We start from the raw sequence: 21,435 nt of genomic DNA on the forward strand, positions 1-21,435 counted from the left end.
CACCTATTTTTGTTAATCACAATGAACCCACTTTTTAACCGCTGTTGCTAATTCGTCTGGGTTAAATTTAGCAATAAAGTCATCAGCCCCTACTTTTTCAATCATCGCTTGGTTAAAAACACCACTCAGAGAGGTATGCAAAATAACATGCAAAGGTGCAAGTTTGGGATCTGCTTTTATTTCAGCTGTTAAGGTATAGCCGTCCATTTCTGGCATTTCAACGTCTGAGATGAGTAATGCTACCCGCTCAGTAATATCGTTTTTACAATCAAGCTCTGCTATTTCTTTTAATCTTATAAGTGCTTCTTTACCATTTTTGGCAAGCTCTGTTTGCACGCCTAACGGCTCTAGGGCACGTTTAACTTGATTACGCGCAACAGCAGAGTCGTCTGCAATAAATACGATACGTTCGCCTAAATCTTTTTGAATATCGCCACTTTGTGCAACTTCAGCACTTACTTCTGTGTTTACTGGGCAAATTTCGTTGAGAATTTTTTCTACATCGAGAATTTCGACTAATTCATTTTCGATTTCGGTCACTGCCGTTAAATATGAATAACGTCCGGCGCCTGATGGCGGTGGCATTATTTTTTCCCAATTCATATTTACAATACGTTCAACTCCGCCCACTAAAAACCCTTGTACAGAGCGATTGTATTCAGCAATGATTATGAAGCTGTCTTTAATGTTGTCGATTGGGCGCCCACCTACAGCCATCGATAAGTCGATTACTGAAATAGTTTGACCACGAATATGTGCAACACCACGAATATACGGATTAGATTTTGGCATGCTTGTTAGTGGAGGGCATTGCAGCACTTCTCTCACTTTAAATACATTAATACCAAAACGCTGACGCCCTCTGAGCTTAAATAAAAGTAATTCTAGGCGGTTCTGCCCAACCAACTGTGTGCGTTGGTTTACTGAGTCTAAAATGCCTGCCATTCAAATCTCCTAAAGAAAACAAATAATACGGAACGATAATTGCTTTCTATTTATAAAGCTACATAACATCGCGGGTGCGTCTACTTTTTGACGCAAAATATTTATACCCTGTTTGAAACCATAAGCATAGTCGAAACATTATGAGTTTGTTAAAAAAAATCAGAAGATACAGTGTTTTTTATTTTGTTACTAGCTTGTGCTTTGCATTCCCTTTGCACGCTAAAGTGTTTAGTAAAGATTTATTACAAGACATGGCCGTCACTTACATAGGTAAGCAGGTTGGTACATTACAAAATACTAATATTCAATTAAGTGCACTGCCTTTAGATAGTCGCATTCCTGATCGTGTCTGTAATACTGAGCTTGAATTATCAACATCCGATGAGCCACCATTTAACCGCCAAGTAACCTTACAAGCCAAGTGCAATGATGCGCAAACGTGGGCTCAATACGTTCATGTAAGAGTTGTTGAAATGGCTCCAGTTGTTGTTGCTACTGCTAATTTAACCCGCGGTGAAGTAATAACTAAATCGCATTTAAGTATTGAAATGAAACCAACTCACTTTGTACGAATACAGTACTTAGATGACCCCACAATACTAATAGGCAGCAGAAGTAAACGAAATATTAGAAGTGGTATGCCAGTATTACTAAACCAAATTTGTATGGTGTGCAAAGGTGACTCTGTTAATATTTACGCTAATCTCAGAGGCCTTAGAATTAAAACCACAGGTATTGCTTTAGAAGACGGTACTTTGGGCGAACAGATACAAATAAAAAACAAAAAATCAGGTAAAGTTTTAAATGCGCGAGTAGATGGTGTAGAGTCTGTTCAAGTGAATATTTAATTTAGATTTATACTAAAGTATCCCACGTATATGCCGATAACATGGCATAAGTTGGGTAATATACGGGTTTATTATTATGGTTAATCAAGTTAATGGCAGTAATCAACAAGCTAATGCGCTTACAAATGCAAAGCAGCAACAAGTTGATTTAAAAAAAGATAATGCTAATACACAAGCGACGCAGACTCCTTCGCCTAAAGCAGCAAGTGACTCTGTAAGCTTGACGCCGCAAGCGCAGCAATTAAAAACGCTTCAAGATAAAGCACAGCAATCGTCTGGCTTTGATAGCGATAAAGTTGCTGAGCTTAAAAAAGCAATAACCGAAGGTAAATATCAAGTGGACAGTGAAAAGCTTGCTAAAAACTTAGCTGATTTTGAGTTTAACGTGTATGGCTGATCATAATAGTTTAATTAGCGTAAAACTAAACCAACAAGTAAGTTGTTTAGACTCTTTGCACGCGCTATTAAACGACGAGCTTACTGCTATTGCCTCACGACGTGGCGCTGGTTTAAAAGAAATTACCCAACAAAAAATGTCTTTTTTAACTAAGCTAAGCACTCTTGATAAAGAGCTAAGTAAGCTTATTGCCAGTAACGACTCACAAAACCCTGAAATATCTGAGCTAATAAGCCAAGTTAAAACTCAACTTGCGCAATGCCAAAAACAAAATAATGTTAATGCTCATGCTGCCCGCCAAGCGCAACTTAGTGTTAAACAATTAAAAGAGATATTAATTGGCGCACCAACGTCAATGACCTACGATCAAGCCGGTAAATCTGTAAATACCGAGAGTAAATTGGTTCGTAATTTAAAAGCGTAAGCCCAAAATTTTACATTAAAAAAGCCTTATTGATTTATCAATAAGGCTTTTTTAATGTCCTTTGTTCTTAAATTTCGTTATAAATAATATCCATTTTCTTAATAATGTAAGCCCCCTTAAAAATAATTAAGAGGGCTTTATTGCTATTAAATATCCGTTTGATTATTACTACTTTCAATTAAGTGTTTAATCATCTCTTCCGATTGATTTTGCACATCAACCGCAGGTGCTGCTGCATCAATGCTTCCCCCACTTTGAGCTGGAGTATAAGCAATTGCAGAACCTTCGTCCTCAACTAGTGTATTTAGCGCTATAAGCTGCTCTGCATCTTCGTTAATGATCACATCATCAATATTAAGCGGCCCCGCCGAACTCAATTGCACAGTTTGCTCTGATGTTGACAGGCCACTCAAGTTACCTAAATCTATCGTTTCAGTACTTAATACGTTGTTGCTTGAAACTTCATTAGGAATTGTATCGCCTAGAGCCGACTCTTCGCTAAATGATGCAGGGATTGTATCGCCAGAAGCAGCGCTTGCTCCATTATCGTAAATATTTCCCGTACCTTCTATTGCGTTGTCAGTATTTTTGATTAAGTAGTTTCCAACTTCATCTACAGTTACAAAGTAGAATTGCTCTCCTCCACCTATGTTTAGATTGAGTAAATTTAGAAAGCCTCCCCAATCTCCATTGCTATCGGAAGTAAAACTTCCTGCATTATCTAGTACATCTAAATCTAGACCGAGTAAGTTAACACCCAATAATGAAGAGCCAATAATATACACTTCAGTATCTGGTTCTGTTGTTCCTTCAACTGACGGTAATAAAACACCTAATATCCCAGAGTCAAAATCAGTGATTTCAAAATTTATTGGTGTAGTATCAATAACCAATCCAGATAAACTACCGCTTGAAGTTTTATTACCTGATGTATCAGTTGCTACAGCTGTTACTGTGTACACCCCGTCAGCTAAGTTAGTATCAGCTGTTACGCTCCATTCACCCGATGCATCAGCAGTTACTGTTTCAGTTGCCTCTGTAGCGCCACTAAAGGTCACCGTTACTGACTCACCAGGAGCGGCTGTACCTGTTATAACTGGGTTTTGATCTGTAGTTAGTACCAATCCTGAATCAATTGTAATACCTGAGTCAATTGCGCTACTTGATGATTGCGTACCAGTATTACCTGCACCATCAGCAATGCTTACATCTACGCTGTAGTTACCCTCAGAAAGTACTTCTGCTGATGTCACACTCCAAGTTCCATCAGCTCCAACTGTTGTTTCAACACTGTGCGAAGCGCCTGCAGAATCGGTAAACATAACTATTACAGCCGCACCTGCAAAGCTTCCAGTTACAGAACCCGTAATGGTAGGCGTTGTATCTTGCCCTACCAATATTGGATCTATGACTACAGTTGGTGCAGTGTAGTCTGTGTTTGACACCATAGTATCGCTAGCAGAGTTACCCGCTGTATCGCTTATTGATGCTGTTGCATTAAAGCTACCTTCACTAAGCGCGGTGGTAGCTGTTACTGACCATGTGCCATTGCCTGAAACTTGAGCGGTAATAGTTTGTGAATCATTATTAGCATCGGTAATAAGAACACTCACATTTGTACCTGCTGGTGCATCACTTGTACCTGTAATTGTTGGTAACGGGTTATTAGTAACAGGTAACTGGTTAACTTCAACTGTTGGTGGTGTTAAATCAATAATGCCACCTAGGCTTGTAGAACTTGTAAGCCCTAAGTTTTCAACTGTAGCACTTACAGTAAAGGCACCTTCAGCTAATGGTGTTGTAGGTATTAGAGTCCATTCACCGGCAATGGCTGTGGTGTTATATGTCGTTGCTGTACCGCTACTATCGGTAATAACTACCTGTACATCACCTGCTAATACATCCGTGGTACCTGTAATCGTGGGCGTTGTATCGCTTGTATCTACAATTTGATTAATTAACAAACCAGGTAAGGTTGTACTAATAGTGCCTGTTTGGGTTGCTGTTGCTTCATTTCCAGCGCTATCGGTACTTATGGCCTCAACTGTAATTTCTCCTTCAGGTAATAAAGAAGCAATGACAGACCAAGTGCCATCTCCTAAAACAGTAGTAGTAACTGTTTGTACTGCGGCTGTTGAGTCAGTGATATTTACAGTAATTAAACTCCCTACTTCCTCATCGCTAGAGCCTGTAATTGTTGGTGTTAGAGTATTAAGTACTCCGAACGCATCTATTACTAACACTGGTGGAATGGTGTCTATAGTTACTTGTTCAATGGCTGACTGCCCAGTATTACCTGCGGCATCAGTAATACTCGCATACACATCATATACACCATCTGATAAGCTAGTTGTTACTAAAGACCACGTGCCGTCGCTACCAACTACAGCATCAAATACTGTTTCATCACCATTACTACCAATAACAGTTACGTCAATGTCTGTGCCCTCAGGCTCTTCAGAACTGCCTGAAATAGTTAATATATCGGTATCGCTAATAGTCAATGGTAAAATATCAACCACTGGTACTAGTGTATCCACTACAAACTCGAGAGTATCGGTAACTACGTTTCCTGCATCATCAGTAATACTCACATTAGCAACGTGCTGCCCTTCAGATAATGCATCAACTTCAAGTGTAAATATTCCCAAAGCATCAACTGTAGTAGTTAGTACAGTGCCGCCATCTAGTTGTATTTCAACAACACCATTAATTAAATCACTGGTACCTTGGATTATTGGCGTGGAGTCTGATGTTGTGCCAATAACCTGTAAGCCAAGTGTTGGCGATATTGTATCCACCACTGCGGTAAGTAGTTGCGTGGTAGTAATACCGACCTCACTTAACACGTCAACTGTTACGCTAAATGTACCTTCAGCTAATGATTGAGGAACCTGTACAGCCCACGTATTGTCATCTTGTACTATTGCAGTAAGCTCTTGTACTACATTTTCGCTATCTACCACTCTAACTAGCACTTCTGTGCCTGGTGCTTGGTCGGTCGTACCACTAATTATTGGTAAATCGTCCTCTCCAGTTACAAAGTCAACCACCGCATTAAGTACTGGAGTTGAAGCGTCTACATCAGCCGTAGTTATAGTGGTTGTATTACCAGCATCATCAGTTGCAGAAGCTTCAACAACCGATAAGCCAATAACATTAACTGCTAGGCCTAATAGCTCCCAATCACCATTTGCATCTGTGGTTACATCGTATGTTAAATCGAGTAAATCACCTGCAAGCTCTAGAGTAACCGTAACGGTTTTACCTTCGCCCAAATCAGATGTACCAGATAAAGAAACCAACTGACCTAATAGGAAGGAAGGCACAATTGTTAGCTCTGGTCCCACGGTATCAACCTCACCACCGGTTTTATTGTCGACCGAAGTATTGCCCGCAGCATCGCTAATAGTTGCACTAACACTGTAAACACCGTCAGCTAAAATATTATTAGCAGCAACTTGCCAGTCTCCATTCACATCTGTTTGAACTGTTATTTGATGGGAAACTCCAGCAGAATCAGTAAAGGTAACTACAACATTTGTATTCGTCTCATTAGATGTACCCGAGATCAGAGGCGTATTGTCTTGTGTAAGTACTAGTGAGCTTTGATTAATACTAATCTCTGGTGCAATGGTATCTATAGTTGCTGTATTTGTTGCATCCCCGGTATTACCAGCGCTGTCAGTAACAGATGCTTCAACTGAATAATTCCCTTGTGAAAGAGAACTACTTGCCTCTACAGACCATACACCACCAGTTTGAACTGTTGTATTTACAGTATGCTTATTCCCTAGTGCATCGGTAAATACCACAGCAACTGCATCACCTACCATGGCACCTGTCACACCTCCTGAAATACCAGGGGTTAGGTCTGTACTTCCAACAATATTATTAATAGTTACAACTGGCGCAGTTATATCAACTCCCCCTGTAGTACTTGTGTTTACAGGGTTACCGGCAGTATCTGTGGTTGAAGCTGAAACCGTGTAAGCGCCCTCACTCAAGTCTGTACTTGCAGCGACTGACCATGTGCCATTTGCACCAACAGTAGCATTAACCGTTTGCTCTGCACCTAAGCTATCCGTAATTAAAATAATAACTAATGCGCCCTGTGGTGCAGTGGTTGTGCCTGAAATAGTTGGCGTTGTATCATTTAAAGTTACAAGCGGTGTAATACTAAGTGCAGGTGCTGTTAAATCTATAACACCACTGCCCGTTGCATTACTCGTTAAGCTTCCTTCAGTTACACTTGCCGAAACAGTAAATTCACCTTCAGGGAGAATATTTGTAGCATCAATACTCCACACCCCGCCTACCACAGTTGTAGTTACAGTTTGTGAAACGTTATTAACGTCAGTTATGACAACCGTGATTTCTGTATTCTCTGCCGCACTACTTGTGCCCGATATTGCTGGTGTTTGATCGTTCGTATCAACAATTGTATTAATGTTGATTGTTGGCGCATTAGTATTTAGCGTTGCGGTAGCATTTGCTGAAGCACTATTACCTGCGGTATCGACAATAGTTGCAGAAACTATAACTTCACCATCAGTCAGTGCGTCGGTTATATCTACACTCCAAGCACCTCCTGCGCCAACAACAGTTGTGTAAGTCTCGGTACTATCTCCATCGGTCACAGTTACTGTAATACTCGTGTTTTCAGGTTCATTGGATGTGCCTGAAATAGTTGGCGTGCTGTTATTAATTGTACCTAATGCATTTATAGTAATACTTGGTGCTTGAGTATCAACAAAACTCGAACCTGTATCAGAGCCTGTATTACCAGCATCATCGGTAATACTTACCTCTACATCATAATTGCCATCTGGCAAGCTTGGCGCCGTAACTTGCCAATCGCCGCTAGCATCAACTATTGCGGTTAAAGTATGTATATCACCGTTTTTATCTGTAATAACTATATCGACCACCGTATCCTGTGGTTCAGCTGAAGTACCACTTATAATTGGTGTATTAGTGTTAAATACAGTTGTGTCATTAAGTACAATAACAGGTACTTGGGTATCAATTGTTAAATCAATAGTCGTGCTGCTGATATTATTAGCGTCATCGGTAATACTTACTTGCGCCGTATAATCACCATCAACAAGTGCTACGGGGACATCTACTTGCCAATTGCCATCAGTACCCACAGTTGCTGTTAGTGTTTGACCACCAATAATAATGGTAACATCAGCACCTATCTCATTACTTGTGCCTGAAATTGTAGGTGTTGTATCTATTGTCGCGTTAACTTCGTTCACAATTAATGTAGGATCAACACTGTCTATTTCACCTTGAGCCTGCTGCGTTGTTAAGTTACCAACACTGTCTCTAACCTCTGCAACAACGGTATATTGACCTTGCGCTAGCTCTGCAGGTACAGCAACAGACCAGCCGCCACCGGCTTGAACAATCGCCGTAAACTCTTGGCTTTGCCCTGCACTATCGGTAACCGTCATATTAATTACAGTGCCTTGCCCCATATCAGTGGTGCCGCTAATTACTGGGGTACTATCGTTTGAAAGTGCATCAACACTAACGGTTAGTTCTGGCGCTACGTTATCAAAATCTAGTGTATTGATTGTTCTGACATTACCAGCGGCATCACTAGCACTGGCTGTGACATAAGCAAGACTTAGTAAAGGTACTGTTATGTTTGCAAGCCCCCACGTGCCATCAGGATTTGTCGTTGCTGTATAAGTTGCACCAACTAACCCACCAACTAGGTACTCTGTAATAGTGATCACAGAGCCTCCTGGTAAATCAGAATCCCCCGAAAGAGAAACCAAATTTCCTAATAAAAACGATGGAATAATTTCAAGCTCCGGAGCGGTTACATCTAGTTCACCATTATCTGTGCCAGTGCCTGTATTGCCTGCAGCATCAGTGATGCTGGCGCTGACGCTATAATTACCTTCAGCTAATGTACCTGTTGGTGTCGCACTCCAGTTACCATTAACATCGGTTTGTACATCAATGCTTTGGATGGCATTTGCTGCATCTGTAAACGTAACCGTAATCGTGCTGTTAGGTGCATCACTGGTGCCAGTCACGGTTGGCGTGCTGTCGTTTGTTAATACTGGCGCATCCACGGTAATACTTGGTGCAGCGGTGTCTATTGTGCCGTTACCTGTAATGTCCGTGCTGTTACCGGCAACATCGCTGATGCTGGCTTCAATACTATACGGTCCTTCTGCAAGTGCTGTTGGCACTTCGACTGAGAAGGTGCCATCGGCATCAACAGTGGTAGTAAACGTTTGTGGATTGCCTTGATCGTCAACAATGGTGAAGGTTATTTCGGTGCCCTCAACGGCATCGCTTGTGCCACTGAGTGTCGGGGTGATGTCGTTACTTGAACCTGGGCTGGTAAGTACAAGTGTCGGTGCGGTGGTATCTATTTCACCAGTGCCTGTGGCGGTGGCTTCATTACCAGCGGTGTCTTCAACACTCGCGCTAATGGTGTATGCACCTTCTGCAAGTGCTACCGGTAGAGGAATTGACCACGTGCCATTGGCAAGTACGGTGGCGCTAATAGCTTGTTGTGCACCGCCATTGTCTGTCACAGTAATTGTGACTTCACTGCCTTGTGATGCATCGCTTGTGCCCGAAATAGTCGGTGTTGTGTCATTCCCCACACCGTTATCTGTAACAACGAGGCTTGGGGCGGATAAGTCAACTTCACCTGTTTCTGTGGCGCTGCCGATATTACCTAGCCCATCATCTACCTGAGCCGTCACGGTGTATTCACCTTCGGCTAACTCAGTTGGCGCATCGACGCTCCATATGCCACCTGTTACCGTGGTCGTTACGGTGGTGATGTTATTCACACTGTCGGTAAAGCTTAAACTGATAATTGTGCCATCGGCTGCATCACTCGTTCCGCTAATTTCTGGCGTAGTGTCGTTGGTGTCCAATAGCGTATTAATACTAATACTCGGTGCATTGGTATCTAATGTTGCACCTTCACTTAATGTGGTGGTGTTACCTGCACTGTCACTTACGCTTGCTTCAATCGTAAGCGGACCATCTATAAGCGCATTTGGTACATCTGCTGACCAACTGCCATCGGCTTGCACTGTCGCTATGAACGTTTCTGTATTATTTGCATCCGTGACGTTAATCGTTATAACAGTGCCTGCTGGCGCGTTACTACTGCCACTTATGGTTGGCGTGCTGTCATTAGTGGCGCCTACGGTATCTAACGTCAATGTTGGCGCTAAGGTATCAAGGGTGCCTGTTTGTGTGGCGCCGCCGGTGTTGCCTGCGTCATCGGTGATACTGGCTTGTACGGTGTAGCTGCCATCCGGTAATTCTGGGCTGGTTGCTTGCCATTCACCATTTGCATCAACGTTGGCGATAAGTGGATGCTCATCACCATTACTATCAATGATAACAATATTTACAACCGTGCCCTCTGGCTCTGTTGAGGTACCACTAACAACTGGGGTGCTGTCGTTACCTAAGCCCAGTGCATCAACGGTGACGATTGGCGTTACAGTATCAACATTGCCATTGCTATTCGCGGTGCTCTCGTTGCCTGCCGCATCGGTAATGCTGGCAACAACGCTAAAGTCACCTTGTGCAAGGGCTGTTGACACTTCAATAGCCCAATGCCCATCGCTGCCGACTATAGTGTCAATGGTTTGCACTGTGCCTGCGCTGTCGGTGATAATGAGTGTAACGGTGCCACCAATTTCATTACTGGTGCCCTGAAGCTCGGGTGTTAAATCGCTGACATCGCCCACGTTTTGAATGGTGAGTATTGGCGCTTGCGTGTCGATGGTACTGGTGTCACTCACGGTGGTTTCGTTGCCGACACTGTCGCGTACACTTACTTCAATGGTGCTTTGACCTTCACTTAATGGTGTCGCTGGTGTGGCACTCCAGTTGCCATCCGCATCCACAAGCGCGGTGATGGTTTGTGGATTACCATCACTGTCGGTCACTATAATAGTGATTTGCGCGCCTTCCCCCGCATCACTTGTGCCGCTAATAACCGGTGTATTGCTGTCGCTTTGTGCGGCAACCTCAACAGTAAGCATTGGCGGTGTGTTATCAAAGTCAGCTGAGCTAATTGTACGGGTATTACCTGCGGCATCGGTCGCTGTTGCGATCACTGATCCAACATCAAGTAAAGATACATCTAATCCGACTAATGACCAGTTGCCATCCGCATCCGTTGTAGTGGTATATGTTGCACCAATACCACCGCCTACCAGTTGCTCGGTAATGGTAATTTCACTGCCTGCAGGCAAATCAGAGGTGCCGCTTAGAGTAATTAACAAACCAAGTTCAAACGTTGGTGTAAAGGCAAGTGCCGGTGGGGTTACATCTACTTCGCCACTGTCCGTGCCAGTACCTGTGTTGCCTGCGGCATCAGTGATGCTGGCGCTGACGCTGTAATTACCTTCAGCTAATGTACTTGTTGGTGTCGCACTCCAGTTACCATTTGCATCGGTTTGTACATCAATGCTTTGGGTGGCATTTGCTGCATCTGTAAACGTAACCGTAATGGTGCTGTTAGGTGCATCACTGGTGCCAGTCACAGTTGGTGTGGTGTCGTTGGTGAGTACTGGCGCATCCACACTCACACTTGGTGCTGTGGTATCAATGGTGCCAATGTCTGTAATGTTGGTGCTGTTACCTGCCACATCGCTGATGTTGGCGGTGATCGTGTACGGCCCTTCTGCCAGTGCAATCGGTACTTCAACTGAGAAGTTGCCATCAGCACCCACAGTGGTGGTGAAGGTTTGTGTATTGCCTTGATCGTCCACTACGGTGAAGTTAATAACCGTGCCTTCAACGGCATCGCTTGTGCCACTGAGTGTCGGGGTGATGTCGTTACTTGAGCCTGGGCTGGTAAGTACAAGCGTCGGTGCGGTGGTATCTATTTCACCAGTGCCTGTGGCGGTGGTGTCGTTGCCTGCCACATCTTCAACACTCGCGCTAATGGTGTATGCACCTTCTGCAAGTGCTACCGGTACAGGGATTGACCACGTGCCATTGGCAAGTACAGTGGCACTCATAGTTTGCGCTGCGCCGTTGCTGTCGGTGACAACAATGGTTACTTCACTGCCTTGCGGTGCATCGCTGGTACCGGTAATAGTTGGGGTGGTATCGTTGCCTACGCCGTTGTCGGTAATAACAAGGCTCGGGCCAGTAAGGTCTATCTGACCTGTCTCTGTTGCACTCCCTATATTGCCCAGTCCATCATTAACGGTAGCTGTTACGGTGTATTCGCCTTCGGTTAAATCAGTTGGTGCATCAACGCTCCAGACGCCACCCGTTACGGTTGTATCAACAGTCGTAATATTTCCTGCACTGTCTTCAAACGTTAAGCTAATGGTGGTGTCATCTGCCGCATCGCTTGTGCCATTAATGGTTGGCGTGGTGTCGTTGGTGTCAACCAATGCATTGATACTAATGCTTGGCGCAGTGGTGTTGAGTGTTGCTGTTTCACTTAATGTGGTGCTATTACCTGCCACATCTTCAACGCTTGTTTCAATCGTTAATGGACCATCAGTTAGCGCGTTCGGTACATCTGCTGACCAACTGCCACCGGCTTGCACTGTCGCTGTAAACGTTTCTGTATTATCTGCATCCGTGACGTTAATCGTTATAACCGTGCCTGCTGGCGCGTTCGATGTCCCACTAATTGTTGGCGTGCTGTTATTAATTGCACCCACTGTATCCAGTGTTAATGTCGGTGCTAGAGTATCAAGGGTACCTGATTGTGTGGCGCCGCCGGTATTGCCTGCATCATCGGTGATACTGGCTTGTACGCTGTAGCTTCCATCTGGTAATTCAGGGCTGGTTGCTTGCCAATCACCATTTGCATCCACGGTGGCGGTGATTGGGTGTTCATCACCGTTACTGTCGGTAATAACAATGTTTATAACCGTGCCTGCGGGCTCTGTTGATGTGCCGCTAACGGTCGGTGTGCTGTCGTTACCTAAGCCCAATGCATCAACGGTGACGATTGGCGTAATGGTATCAACATTGCCACTGCTGTTGGCTGTGCTCTCGTTGCCTGCCGCATCGGTAATGCTGGCGGTTACAGTAAAGTCACCTTGTGCAAGGGCTGTTGACACTTCAATAGACCAATGCCCATCGCTGCCGACTATAGTGTCAATGGTTTGCACTGTGCCTGCGCTGTCGGTGATGATGAGTGTAACGGTGCCACCAATTTCATTACTGGTGCCCTGAAGCTCGGGTGTTAAATCGCTGACATCGCCCACGTTTTGAATGGTGAGCGTTGGCGCTTGCGTGTCGATGGTACTGGTGTCACTCACGGTGGTTTCGTTGCCGACACTGTCGCGCACACTTACTTCAATGGTGCTTTCACCTTCACTTAATGGTGTGGTTGGAGTGGCGCTCCAATCACCGTTTGCATCCACAAGGGCGGTGATAGTTTGCGGATTGCCTGCGCTATCAGTAACCACGATAGTCACTTGCGCGCCTTCCCCCGCATCGCTTGTGCCGCTAATAACCGGTGTATTGCTGTCGCTTTGTGCGGCAACATCAACAGTGAGTGTCGGTGGCGTATTATCAAAGTCATCTGAGCTAATTGTGCGGGTATTACCTGCTGCATCGGTCGCTGTTGCGATCACTGAACCTAAGTTCAGTAATGAGATGTCGATACCAGTTAATGACCAGTTACCATTGGCATCTGTGGTTGTGGTGTAACTTAGCCCTACGCCACCGCCAACAAGTTGCTCGGTAATGGTAATTTCACTGCCAGCCGGTAAATCAGAGGTGCCATTTAATAACACCAATGAGCCTAATAAGAAGGTAGGTGTAAACGCTAAATCTGGCGGGGTAACATCTACTTCGCCACTGTCTGTACCCGTGCCTGTATTGCCTGCAGCATCAGTAATACTAGCGCTGACACTGTAATTACCTTCAGCTAATATACCTGTTGGTGTCGCGCTCCAGTTACCATTGGTGTCGGTTTGTACATCAATGCTTTGGGTGGCATTTGCTGCATCTGTAAACGTCACCGTGATGGTGCTGTTAGGCGCATCACTGGTGCCAGTAACGGTTGGCGTGCTGTCGTTGGTTAGTAACGGCGCATCTACACTCACACTCGGTGCTGTGGTATCAATGGTGCCGTTGCCGGTAATGTTGGTGCTGTTACCTGCCACATCGCTGATGTTGGCGGTGATCGTGTACGGCCCTTCTGCCAGTGCAATCGGTACTTCAACTGAGAAGTTGCCATCAGCATCCACAGTGGTGGTGAACGTTTGTGAGCTACCTAAATCATCCACTACGGTGAAGTTAATAACCGTGCCTTCAACGCCATCGCTTGTGCCACTGAGTGTCGGGGTGATGTCGTTACTTGAGCCTGGGCTGGTAAGTACAAGTGTCGGTGCTATGGTATCTATTTCACCAGTGCCTGTGGCTGTTGCTTCATTGCCTGCGGCATCGCTCACACTAGCGCTCACGGTGAAGTTACCTTCTGCAAGGGCTATCGTAACAGGGGCTGACCACGCGCCACTTGCGCCAACTGTCGCGGTAATAGTTTGCTGTGCACCGGCACTGTCTGTCACAATAATAGTGACTTCACTGCCTTGTGGCGCATCGCTTGTACCCGAGATAGTCGGTGTCGTGTCATTGCTAACATCATTGTCTGCAATAACAAGGCTTGGTGCGGTTAAGTCAATCTCGCCTGTTTCGGCGGCGCTGCCGATATTACCTAGGCCATCGTCTGCCTCAGCGGTCACCGTGTATTCACCTTCGGCTAAATCAGTTGGTGCATCAATGCTCCATACACCACCCGTTACCGTCGTATCAACAGTCGTAATATTCCCCGCACTGTCTTCAAACGTTAAGCTAATGATTGTGCCATCTGCCGCATCGCTTGTACCATTTATGGTTGGGGTGGTGTCGTTGGTATCAAGCAATGCATTAATACTAATGCTTGGGGCCGTGGTGTTGAGTGTTGCGGTTTCACTTAATGTAGTGGTATTACCGGCGTTATCGCTAACGCTAGCTTCAATGGCGAGCTCACCATCGCTCAGTGCATGCGGTACATCCGCTGACCAACTGCCATCAGCTTGTACTGTCGCGGTGAACGTTTGTGTTGTGGTGCCATCGCTCACGCTGATGCTAATAACCGTACCCGCCGGCGCATTGGTACTTCCGCTGATAGTCGGGGTGCTATCGTTCGTTGCGCCCACGGTATCAAGCACAAGCGTTGGCGCGAGGCTATCAATGGTGCCCGATTGTACGGCACTATCGGTGTTACCTGCGGCATCGGTAATGCTGGCTTGCACACTGTAGCTGCCCTCTGGTAATTCAGGGCTGGTTGCTTGCCAGTTGCCGTTCGCATCGACTGTGGCTGTAATTGGTGTTTCATCGCCGTTACTGTCGGTGATAACAATATTCACAACGGTGCCTTCAGGCTCTGTTGAGGTACCACTAATCACTGGGGTGCTGTCGTTGCCTAAGCCCAATGCATCAACGGTGATAACGGGTGTAATGGTATCTACATTACCACTGCTGTTCGCGGTGGTGTCGTTGCCTGCAGCATCGGTAATACTCGCGGTTACAGTAAAGTCTCCTTGCGCAAGCGCACTTGGAATTTCAATGTCCCAGTGACCATCACTTTCAACGGTGGTGGTAATGGTTTGCACAGCCCCTTCGCTGTCGGTGATGATGAGTGTAACGGTGCCGCCAATTTCATTACTGGTGCCTTGTAATGTCGGTGTTAAGTCGTTTACATCGCCAACAGTTTGGATAGTTAATGTCGGTGCTTGCGTATCTAATGTAATTGTATCTGTAACTGTTGTCGTATTTCCTGCTTCATCAGACACACTCACTTCGATGGTGTTATCACCTTCATTTAAATCTGTTTGTGGAGTTACTTCCCAGTTACCATTTGTATCTACTGTAGTGGTAAGTGTTTGTTCAACCCCGTTTTCATCGGTAATAACAACCGTGATACTGGTACCAACTTCTGCATCACTAGTACCTGAAATGGTAGGTGTTGAGTCGTTAGTTACAGTATCAAAGTCAACTGTTAAGCTAGGCCCTGATGTATCTATGTTGCCTGTAGCCGTATCTAAAGCGCTATTTCCTGCAGCATCAGATACTTCAGCTTCTACAGAGTAATCGCCCGAGGCCAACTCTTGAGAAAGTTCAACACTCCAATTACCTTCTACATTTATTGTAGTGCTAAATGTGCGAACAACCCCTTGAGAATCAGTAACCGTTAAATTTATAACTGTGCCTGCAACTACTTCTGTTGTGTTACCAGAAATAACTGGGGTTGTATCATTACTTGTTTCTAGTTCATTTACTTGTATGGTTGGAGGCGTAATATCAATTACAGCATCAAGTTCTGCACTAGCCGTTCCACCACCTATGTCTGTTACTGTTGCACTAATTAAAATGGTGCCTTCAGCTAAATCTACAGGCGGAGTAACACTCCAAAGACCGTTTTCATCAACAACTGTGGTTAAAGTAATTGTTGCACCCGCTGAGTCAGTGATCTGAACTTCAACCGAGGAGCCAACTTGTGCATTAAAAGTATCACCATTTATTTGAGGTGTTTGATCGTTAGTTTCGCCAATAATATCAATGGTGATAGTCAATGCGCTTGTATCGATTGTACCTAAAGCACTTGCTGTGCCTTCATTACCAGCGCTATCACTGATACTTGCATCTACAGAGTAGGTCCCTTCTGCTAAAGCCGCTGACACTTCTGCAGTCCAACTCCCGTCTGCAATTACTTGTGCTGTAATTGTTTGTACTGCACCATTAGCATCAGTCACAGTTAGAGTAATAGTTGAACCAGCAGTCTCCCCACTAACTGTGCCTGAAATGGTCGGTGTTGTATCACTCGTATCGCCTAGCGCATTAATAGTAACTATTGGCGCTGTGGTATCAACTTCGCCTGTTGTTGTTGCGGTAGTTTCATTGCCCGCTGTATCTGTAACCGATACCTCAACCGTAAATTCGCCTTCACTTAATTCATTGGGTACATCCACACTAAAGGTGCCATCGGCTTGCACTTCAGTGGTAATTATTTGTGGGTTACCAGCGTCATCAGTTACCGTAATAGTAACAACGGTGCCCTCAGGCTCACCCGTTGCGGTGCCTGAAATGGTTGGGGTGGTGTCGTTAATATCACCTACGGGGTCAATAATAACTGTTGGCGCGGCAGTATCAACTTCGCCTGTTGTTGTTGCGGTAGTTTCATTACCTGCAGTATCTGTAACCGATACCTCAACCGTAAATTCGCCTTCGCTTAATTCATTGGGTACATCCACACTAAAGGTGCCATCGGCTTGCACTTCTGTGGTTATGGTTTCCGGATTACCCGCGTCATCAATGACTGTAATTGTAACAACCGTGCCCTCCGGCTCGCCCGTTGCTGTACCTGAAATGGTTGGGGTTGTGTCGTTAGTATCAGCCAGTGCGTCTATCGTGATCACCGGAGCTGAAGTATCAACTTCTCCCGCTGTTGTTGCTGTGGTTTCATTACCTGCGGTATCGGTAACCGATACTTCAACGGTGAATTCGCCTTCGCTTAATTCATTTGGTACATCCACACTAAAGGTGCCATCGGCTTGCACTTCAGTGGTAATTATTTGTGGGTTACCAGCGTCATCAGTTACCGTAATAGTAACAACGGTGCCCTCTGGCTCGCCCGTTGCTGTGCCTGAAATTGTCGGTGTGGTGTCATTGCTATCTGCCAGTGGATCAATCGTAATAGCAGGAGCTGAAGTATCAATAGTACCCGTTGTTACTTCTGTACTTACGTTACCAGCAGTATCAGTGATTGATACGTCTACGCTGTATTCGCCTTCACTTAATTCATCTGGTACATCAACAGTGTAAGTGCCGTCAGCGAGTACTTCTGTAGTGATGGTTTGTGGGTTACCAGCTTCATCAGTCACGGTAATAGTAATAACCGTGCCTTCTGGCTCGCCAGTTGCAGTGCCTGAAATAGTCGGTGTTGTATCGTTGCTATCAGCGAGTGCATCAATCGTAATAGTTGGTGCGGTATTATCGATAGTTCCTTGTGCTGAAGTTTCACTTTGGTTACCTGCTTCATCGCTAACGATGACATTAACGCTAAAGTCACCTTCAACTAACTCATTAATAGCATCAGCTGTCCAGCTACCATCAGCTAGCGTTTGTGTTGTAATTGTTTGTGTATTACCACCAGCATCTGTCAATGTTAACGTAACCGTTGTTCCAGCTGGCACATTTTGTACGGAACCTGAAATTGTTGGAGTAGTATCGGCGCTATCTGGGATTGTATTAATTGCTATAATTGGAGCTGATAAATCAATTGTTCCAGTACCAGTATCGCTTGCTTCATTACCTGCAGCGTCTGTTACTGTTGCCGTAATTGTAAAGTCGCCTTCAGCAACAGCTTGGGTTGCCCCAACTTGCCAAGTTCCATCTTCTGACACAACCGCCGTCAATGTTTGAGATTCACCATTTGCATCAGTAACTAAAACACTAACAAGGCTACCCGGATCTACATCACTCGTTGTTCCGCTAAATGTAGGCGTTGTATCGTTTGAATCAGCAAAGTCATTTACTGCAACTAAAGGAGGGGTGGTATCAACTGAGCCTAATTGTGAATCTTGAGCTGCGTTACCTGCATTATCAGATACATTAGCAGTTACGGTAAAATCCCCCTCACTTAAAGCAGTTGGAACCTCAATACTCCAAGTACCATCAGCATTTATAGTAGTAACTAACTGTTGCTCAGCCCCTAGACTATCGGTAACAATTAAAGTTACTTCACTCCCAGATGCTAAACCTTGGGTAGAGCCGGTAAGAATAGGTGTTGTATCGTTTGTATCTGCAATATTGTTAATAGTCACACTTGGTGCGGTTAAATCGACCGAACCTGTAACGGTTGCCGTACTGCTATTGCCTGCAGTATCGCTAACACTTGCTGTTACTGTGAAATCACCTTCACTGAGATCTGCAATAATATCCGCTGTATATGTACCATCTGTGTTCGTAATTGTTGTAAGTGTTTGTTCATTGCCTTCACTGTCAGTTATTACTAATGTAACTTCGGTCCCTGCAGGTACATCAATTACATTACCGCTTACAGATGGGGTTACATCATTCGTATCCTCAATAGGATTTATCGTGATTGCAGGATCGGTTAAATCAATCTCTCCAGTTTCACTTGCAGAAGCTGTATTACCCGCAGCATCAGTTACAGTTGCAACCACACTAAACTGACCTTCAACCAATTCATTACTTGCCTCAACTGACCAACTTCCGTCAGCACCAGTAACTACTTGCACGGTTTCTGCTACGCCATCGCTTCCTGTAAATGTAACGGTTACTAACGCACCAGGTTCTACGTCTTGTGTAGAGCCGCTAATTGTAGGTGTTGTATCGTTAGTATCAATAATAAAATTAATACTTACAGTTAAATCAACATTACCTACTGCACTTGCTTGCGCTTCATTACCCGAGTCATCTATAACAGCAGCAACTACAGTAAAGTCGCCCTCCGGTAGAGGAGTTGTTACTTGTGCAGTCCACGAACCATCTTCTTGCGTCACTGCAAGTAATGTAAATGTACTCCCATCGCTTGCCGTAATAGTTAAAGTAATGGTTGTACCTGCAGGCACATTACCGGTGTTACCACTTAAAAATGGAGTGGTATCGTTAGTATTAGCAATTGCATCGATTTGAATTGAAATAGGAGCAAACGTTATTTCGCCGTTTGTTTGCGCAGTAGCCTCATTACCTGCTGCATCGGTTACTGACGCAGTTGCTGTAAACTCACCACCTGGCAAGATTTCATTAGCATCAACACTCCATGTACCATCTCCATTTAATAAAGTAGTTAAAGTTTGTACGCTACCGTTTATATCGGTTACTAATACTGTAATTACAGAGCCCGCTGGAGCGTCTTCTACCCTACCTACAAATGTTGGTGTAGTATCGTTAGTATCAGCAATTGCAGTAACGGTAATATCTGGATTTGTTAAATCAACAACACCTTGGTTATTTGCTTGGGCTTGATTACCTGCAGCATCGCTTACACTTGCATCAACCTCAAACTGCCCTTCAGCTAATGGCGTAGTTACATCAATAGACCAATCACCATCAGCGTTAGTTTGGGTTAATAATGTTTGAGCTTGACCATTAAAATCGGTAATAACCACACTAATAATAGAGCCAGCAGGTACATCTTGTGCGTTACCTGTAATCGTTGGCGTGGTGTCTTGAGTGTCGTTAATATTATTAATTTGTACCGTAGGCGCCGTTAAATCAATTACTCCAGAATCACTTGCTAATGCTGAGTTTCCTACACTGTCGCTTACTTGTGCATCAACAGTAAAATCACCTTCAGGTAAAGGAGTCCCAACGTCTACACTCCAGCTTCCATCGGCTTGAGTAACTGCTGTTAAGGTTTGTATTTGCCCTGCACTATTTGTAACAGTAATTGTTACTTGCGTGCCCTCAGGAACCCCATTTGTTGTTCCAACAAGTGGTGGTGTTACGTTATTTGTTTCATCAGTTACATTTACTGTGATTACCGGAGCAGTTAAATCTATATTCGCTAAAGCTTGGTCTATAGCTTGATTTCCAGCGGCATCAATCGCCACTGCACTTACATTAAACTCTCCTTCAGATAAAGGTGAGGTAGTAGTAATAACCCAATTTCCTAGCGCATCTACTTGAGTAACAATTGTTTGTACCGTACCTGCACTATCCGTTAACGTAACTGACACATTATCACCAGTGTTCAACCCAGATACAGTCCCTGTTATTGTCACGGTTTGCGAAGCAGAATCGGCAACAGGATCAATCGCAATAAGCGGAGCTGTTGTATCAATTTCTATAGAAATAGTGTCGTTTATAGGGTTGCCAACAGGATCTGTTGCTTCAACAACAACGGTCACAGGGCCATCAGCAACTGGAGTCGGTAAGGTTATTTCAAAGGTACCATCAGGGCCAATTACAACACTAACTACTTGAGAATTTCCATCAATATCAGTTACCGTTACATTAACTGTTTCGCCAATTAAGTTTTCGCTCGTACCAGTAATTGTTGGTTGTGATGAATTGGTAACACCCAGCTCATTAAGTGAAATAGAAGCCGAAGTTGCATCAGGCACAATACCATCAGAGGTATCTCTTAAATTAAAAGCTTCAGTAGCGCTTTGATCAAAAGATGAATCAAAAGTAACACTACTAGGATCAACGCTTTCAGAAATTCGGGTTAACTGTACAAACGAACTGCCTCCATCTGCACCAGCAGCGTTGCCGCCACCAGCAGCTGTTGCCTCTAAATTATCTAAAATGTCCCCATCACCCTCCAATGCATCTAAAAAGTCTGTTACATCTGAATTAGCTGCTGTTGATGAGTCTTGTTCTGTACCTAAATCTAAGCTTGCGATTGCTTCATCTAAACTTTCATCAAAAACAGTTGTTTCGCTAGCGTCTCTAGCTTCTTTAGCTAATAGGTCTGGTGTTATTTTTACCTTTTGATTTGCGGGTATAGATAAGGTTTCACCTTGCACATCTATTTGTAACGACGACTTAATAGCAGTAACAACTAAATCACCTACAGTAATAATGTCACCCACGTTTAAGGCTCTTACCGATCCATCATCTAACACAACACCCGCCGAACCCTGAATATCAATAACTACAAGTTGATTTGCTTCCATTTAGGTACCCTCAAACTTTTTGAAATAACAATCTAATAAGTTAAAGGTAGAACAAAAAAAGCACATAGATACTGGACTCAAGTACAGGTTTAGAAGAAAAATTCAAAAATAAAAAATCAACAAAAAAGTGGTAGTAATTTTTTTTTATGC

General features: G+C 44.3%; 5 protein-coding genes. 3 read left to right on the forward strand and 2 right to left on the reverse strand.

Annotated features, from left to right (window positions below; translation table 11 throughout):
• Positions 1-12: 12 nt before the first annotated feature.
• Positions 13-945 carry a chemotaxis protein CheV gene (locus BW142_RS00535; RefSeq protein ID WP_007581858.1) on the reverse strand — a complete coding sequence of 311 codons (933 nt, stop codon included), beginning with the start codon at positions 943-945 and terminating at the stop codon, positions 13-15.
• 140 nt (positions 946-1,085) lie between these two features.
• Between BW142_RS00535 and flgA the strand changes: the two genes are divergently transcribed.
• From flgA to BW142_RS00550, 3 genes are all read left to right on the forward strand, one after another.
• Positions 1,086-1,793: a flagellar basal body P-ring formation chaperone FlgA gene (gene flgA, locus BW142_RS00540; protein ID WP_076923542.1), complete on the forward strand. Its 708-nt coding sequence runs from the start codon at positions 1,086-1,088 to the stop codon at positions 1,791-1,793.
• Between the two features lie 76 nt (positions 1,794-1,869).
• A complete protein-coding gene (gene flgM / locus BW142_RS00545) occupies positions 1,870-2,190 on the forward strand; it encodes a flagellar biosynthesis anti-sigma factor FlgM (RefSeq protein WP_007581856.1) in 321 nt (106 codons plus the stop codon).
• Complete coding sequence (locus BW142_RS00550) at positions 2,183-2,614, forward strand: flagellar protein FlgN (protein ID WP_007581855.1); 432 nt, start codon at positions 2,183-2,185, stop codon at positions 2,612-2,614. The genes flgM and BW142_RS00550 overlap by 8 nt, the downstream gene beginning before the upstream one ends.
• 146 nt (positions 2,615-2,760) lie before the next feature.
• Here BW142_RS00550 and BW142_RS00555 read toward each other — a convergent pair whose 3' ends face one another.
• Positions 2,761-21,285 carry an Ig-like domain-containing protein gene (locus BW142_RS00555; protein ID WP_076923543.1) on the reverse strand — a complete coding sequence of 6,175 codons (18,525 nt, stop codon included), beginning with the start codon at positions 21,283-21,285 and terminating at the stop codon, positions 2,761-2,763.
• Positions 21,286-21,435: the final 150 nt, after the last annotated feature.

Source organism: Pseudoalteromonas sp. EB27, assembly GCF_001974875.1.
Lineage (GTDB): Bacteria > Pseudomonadota > Gammaproteobacteria > Enterobacterales > Alteromonadaceae > Pseudoalteromonas.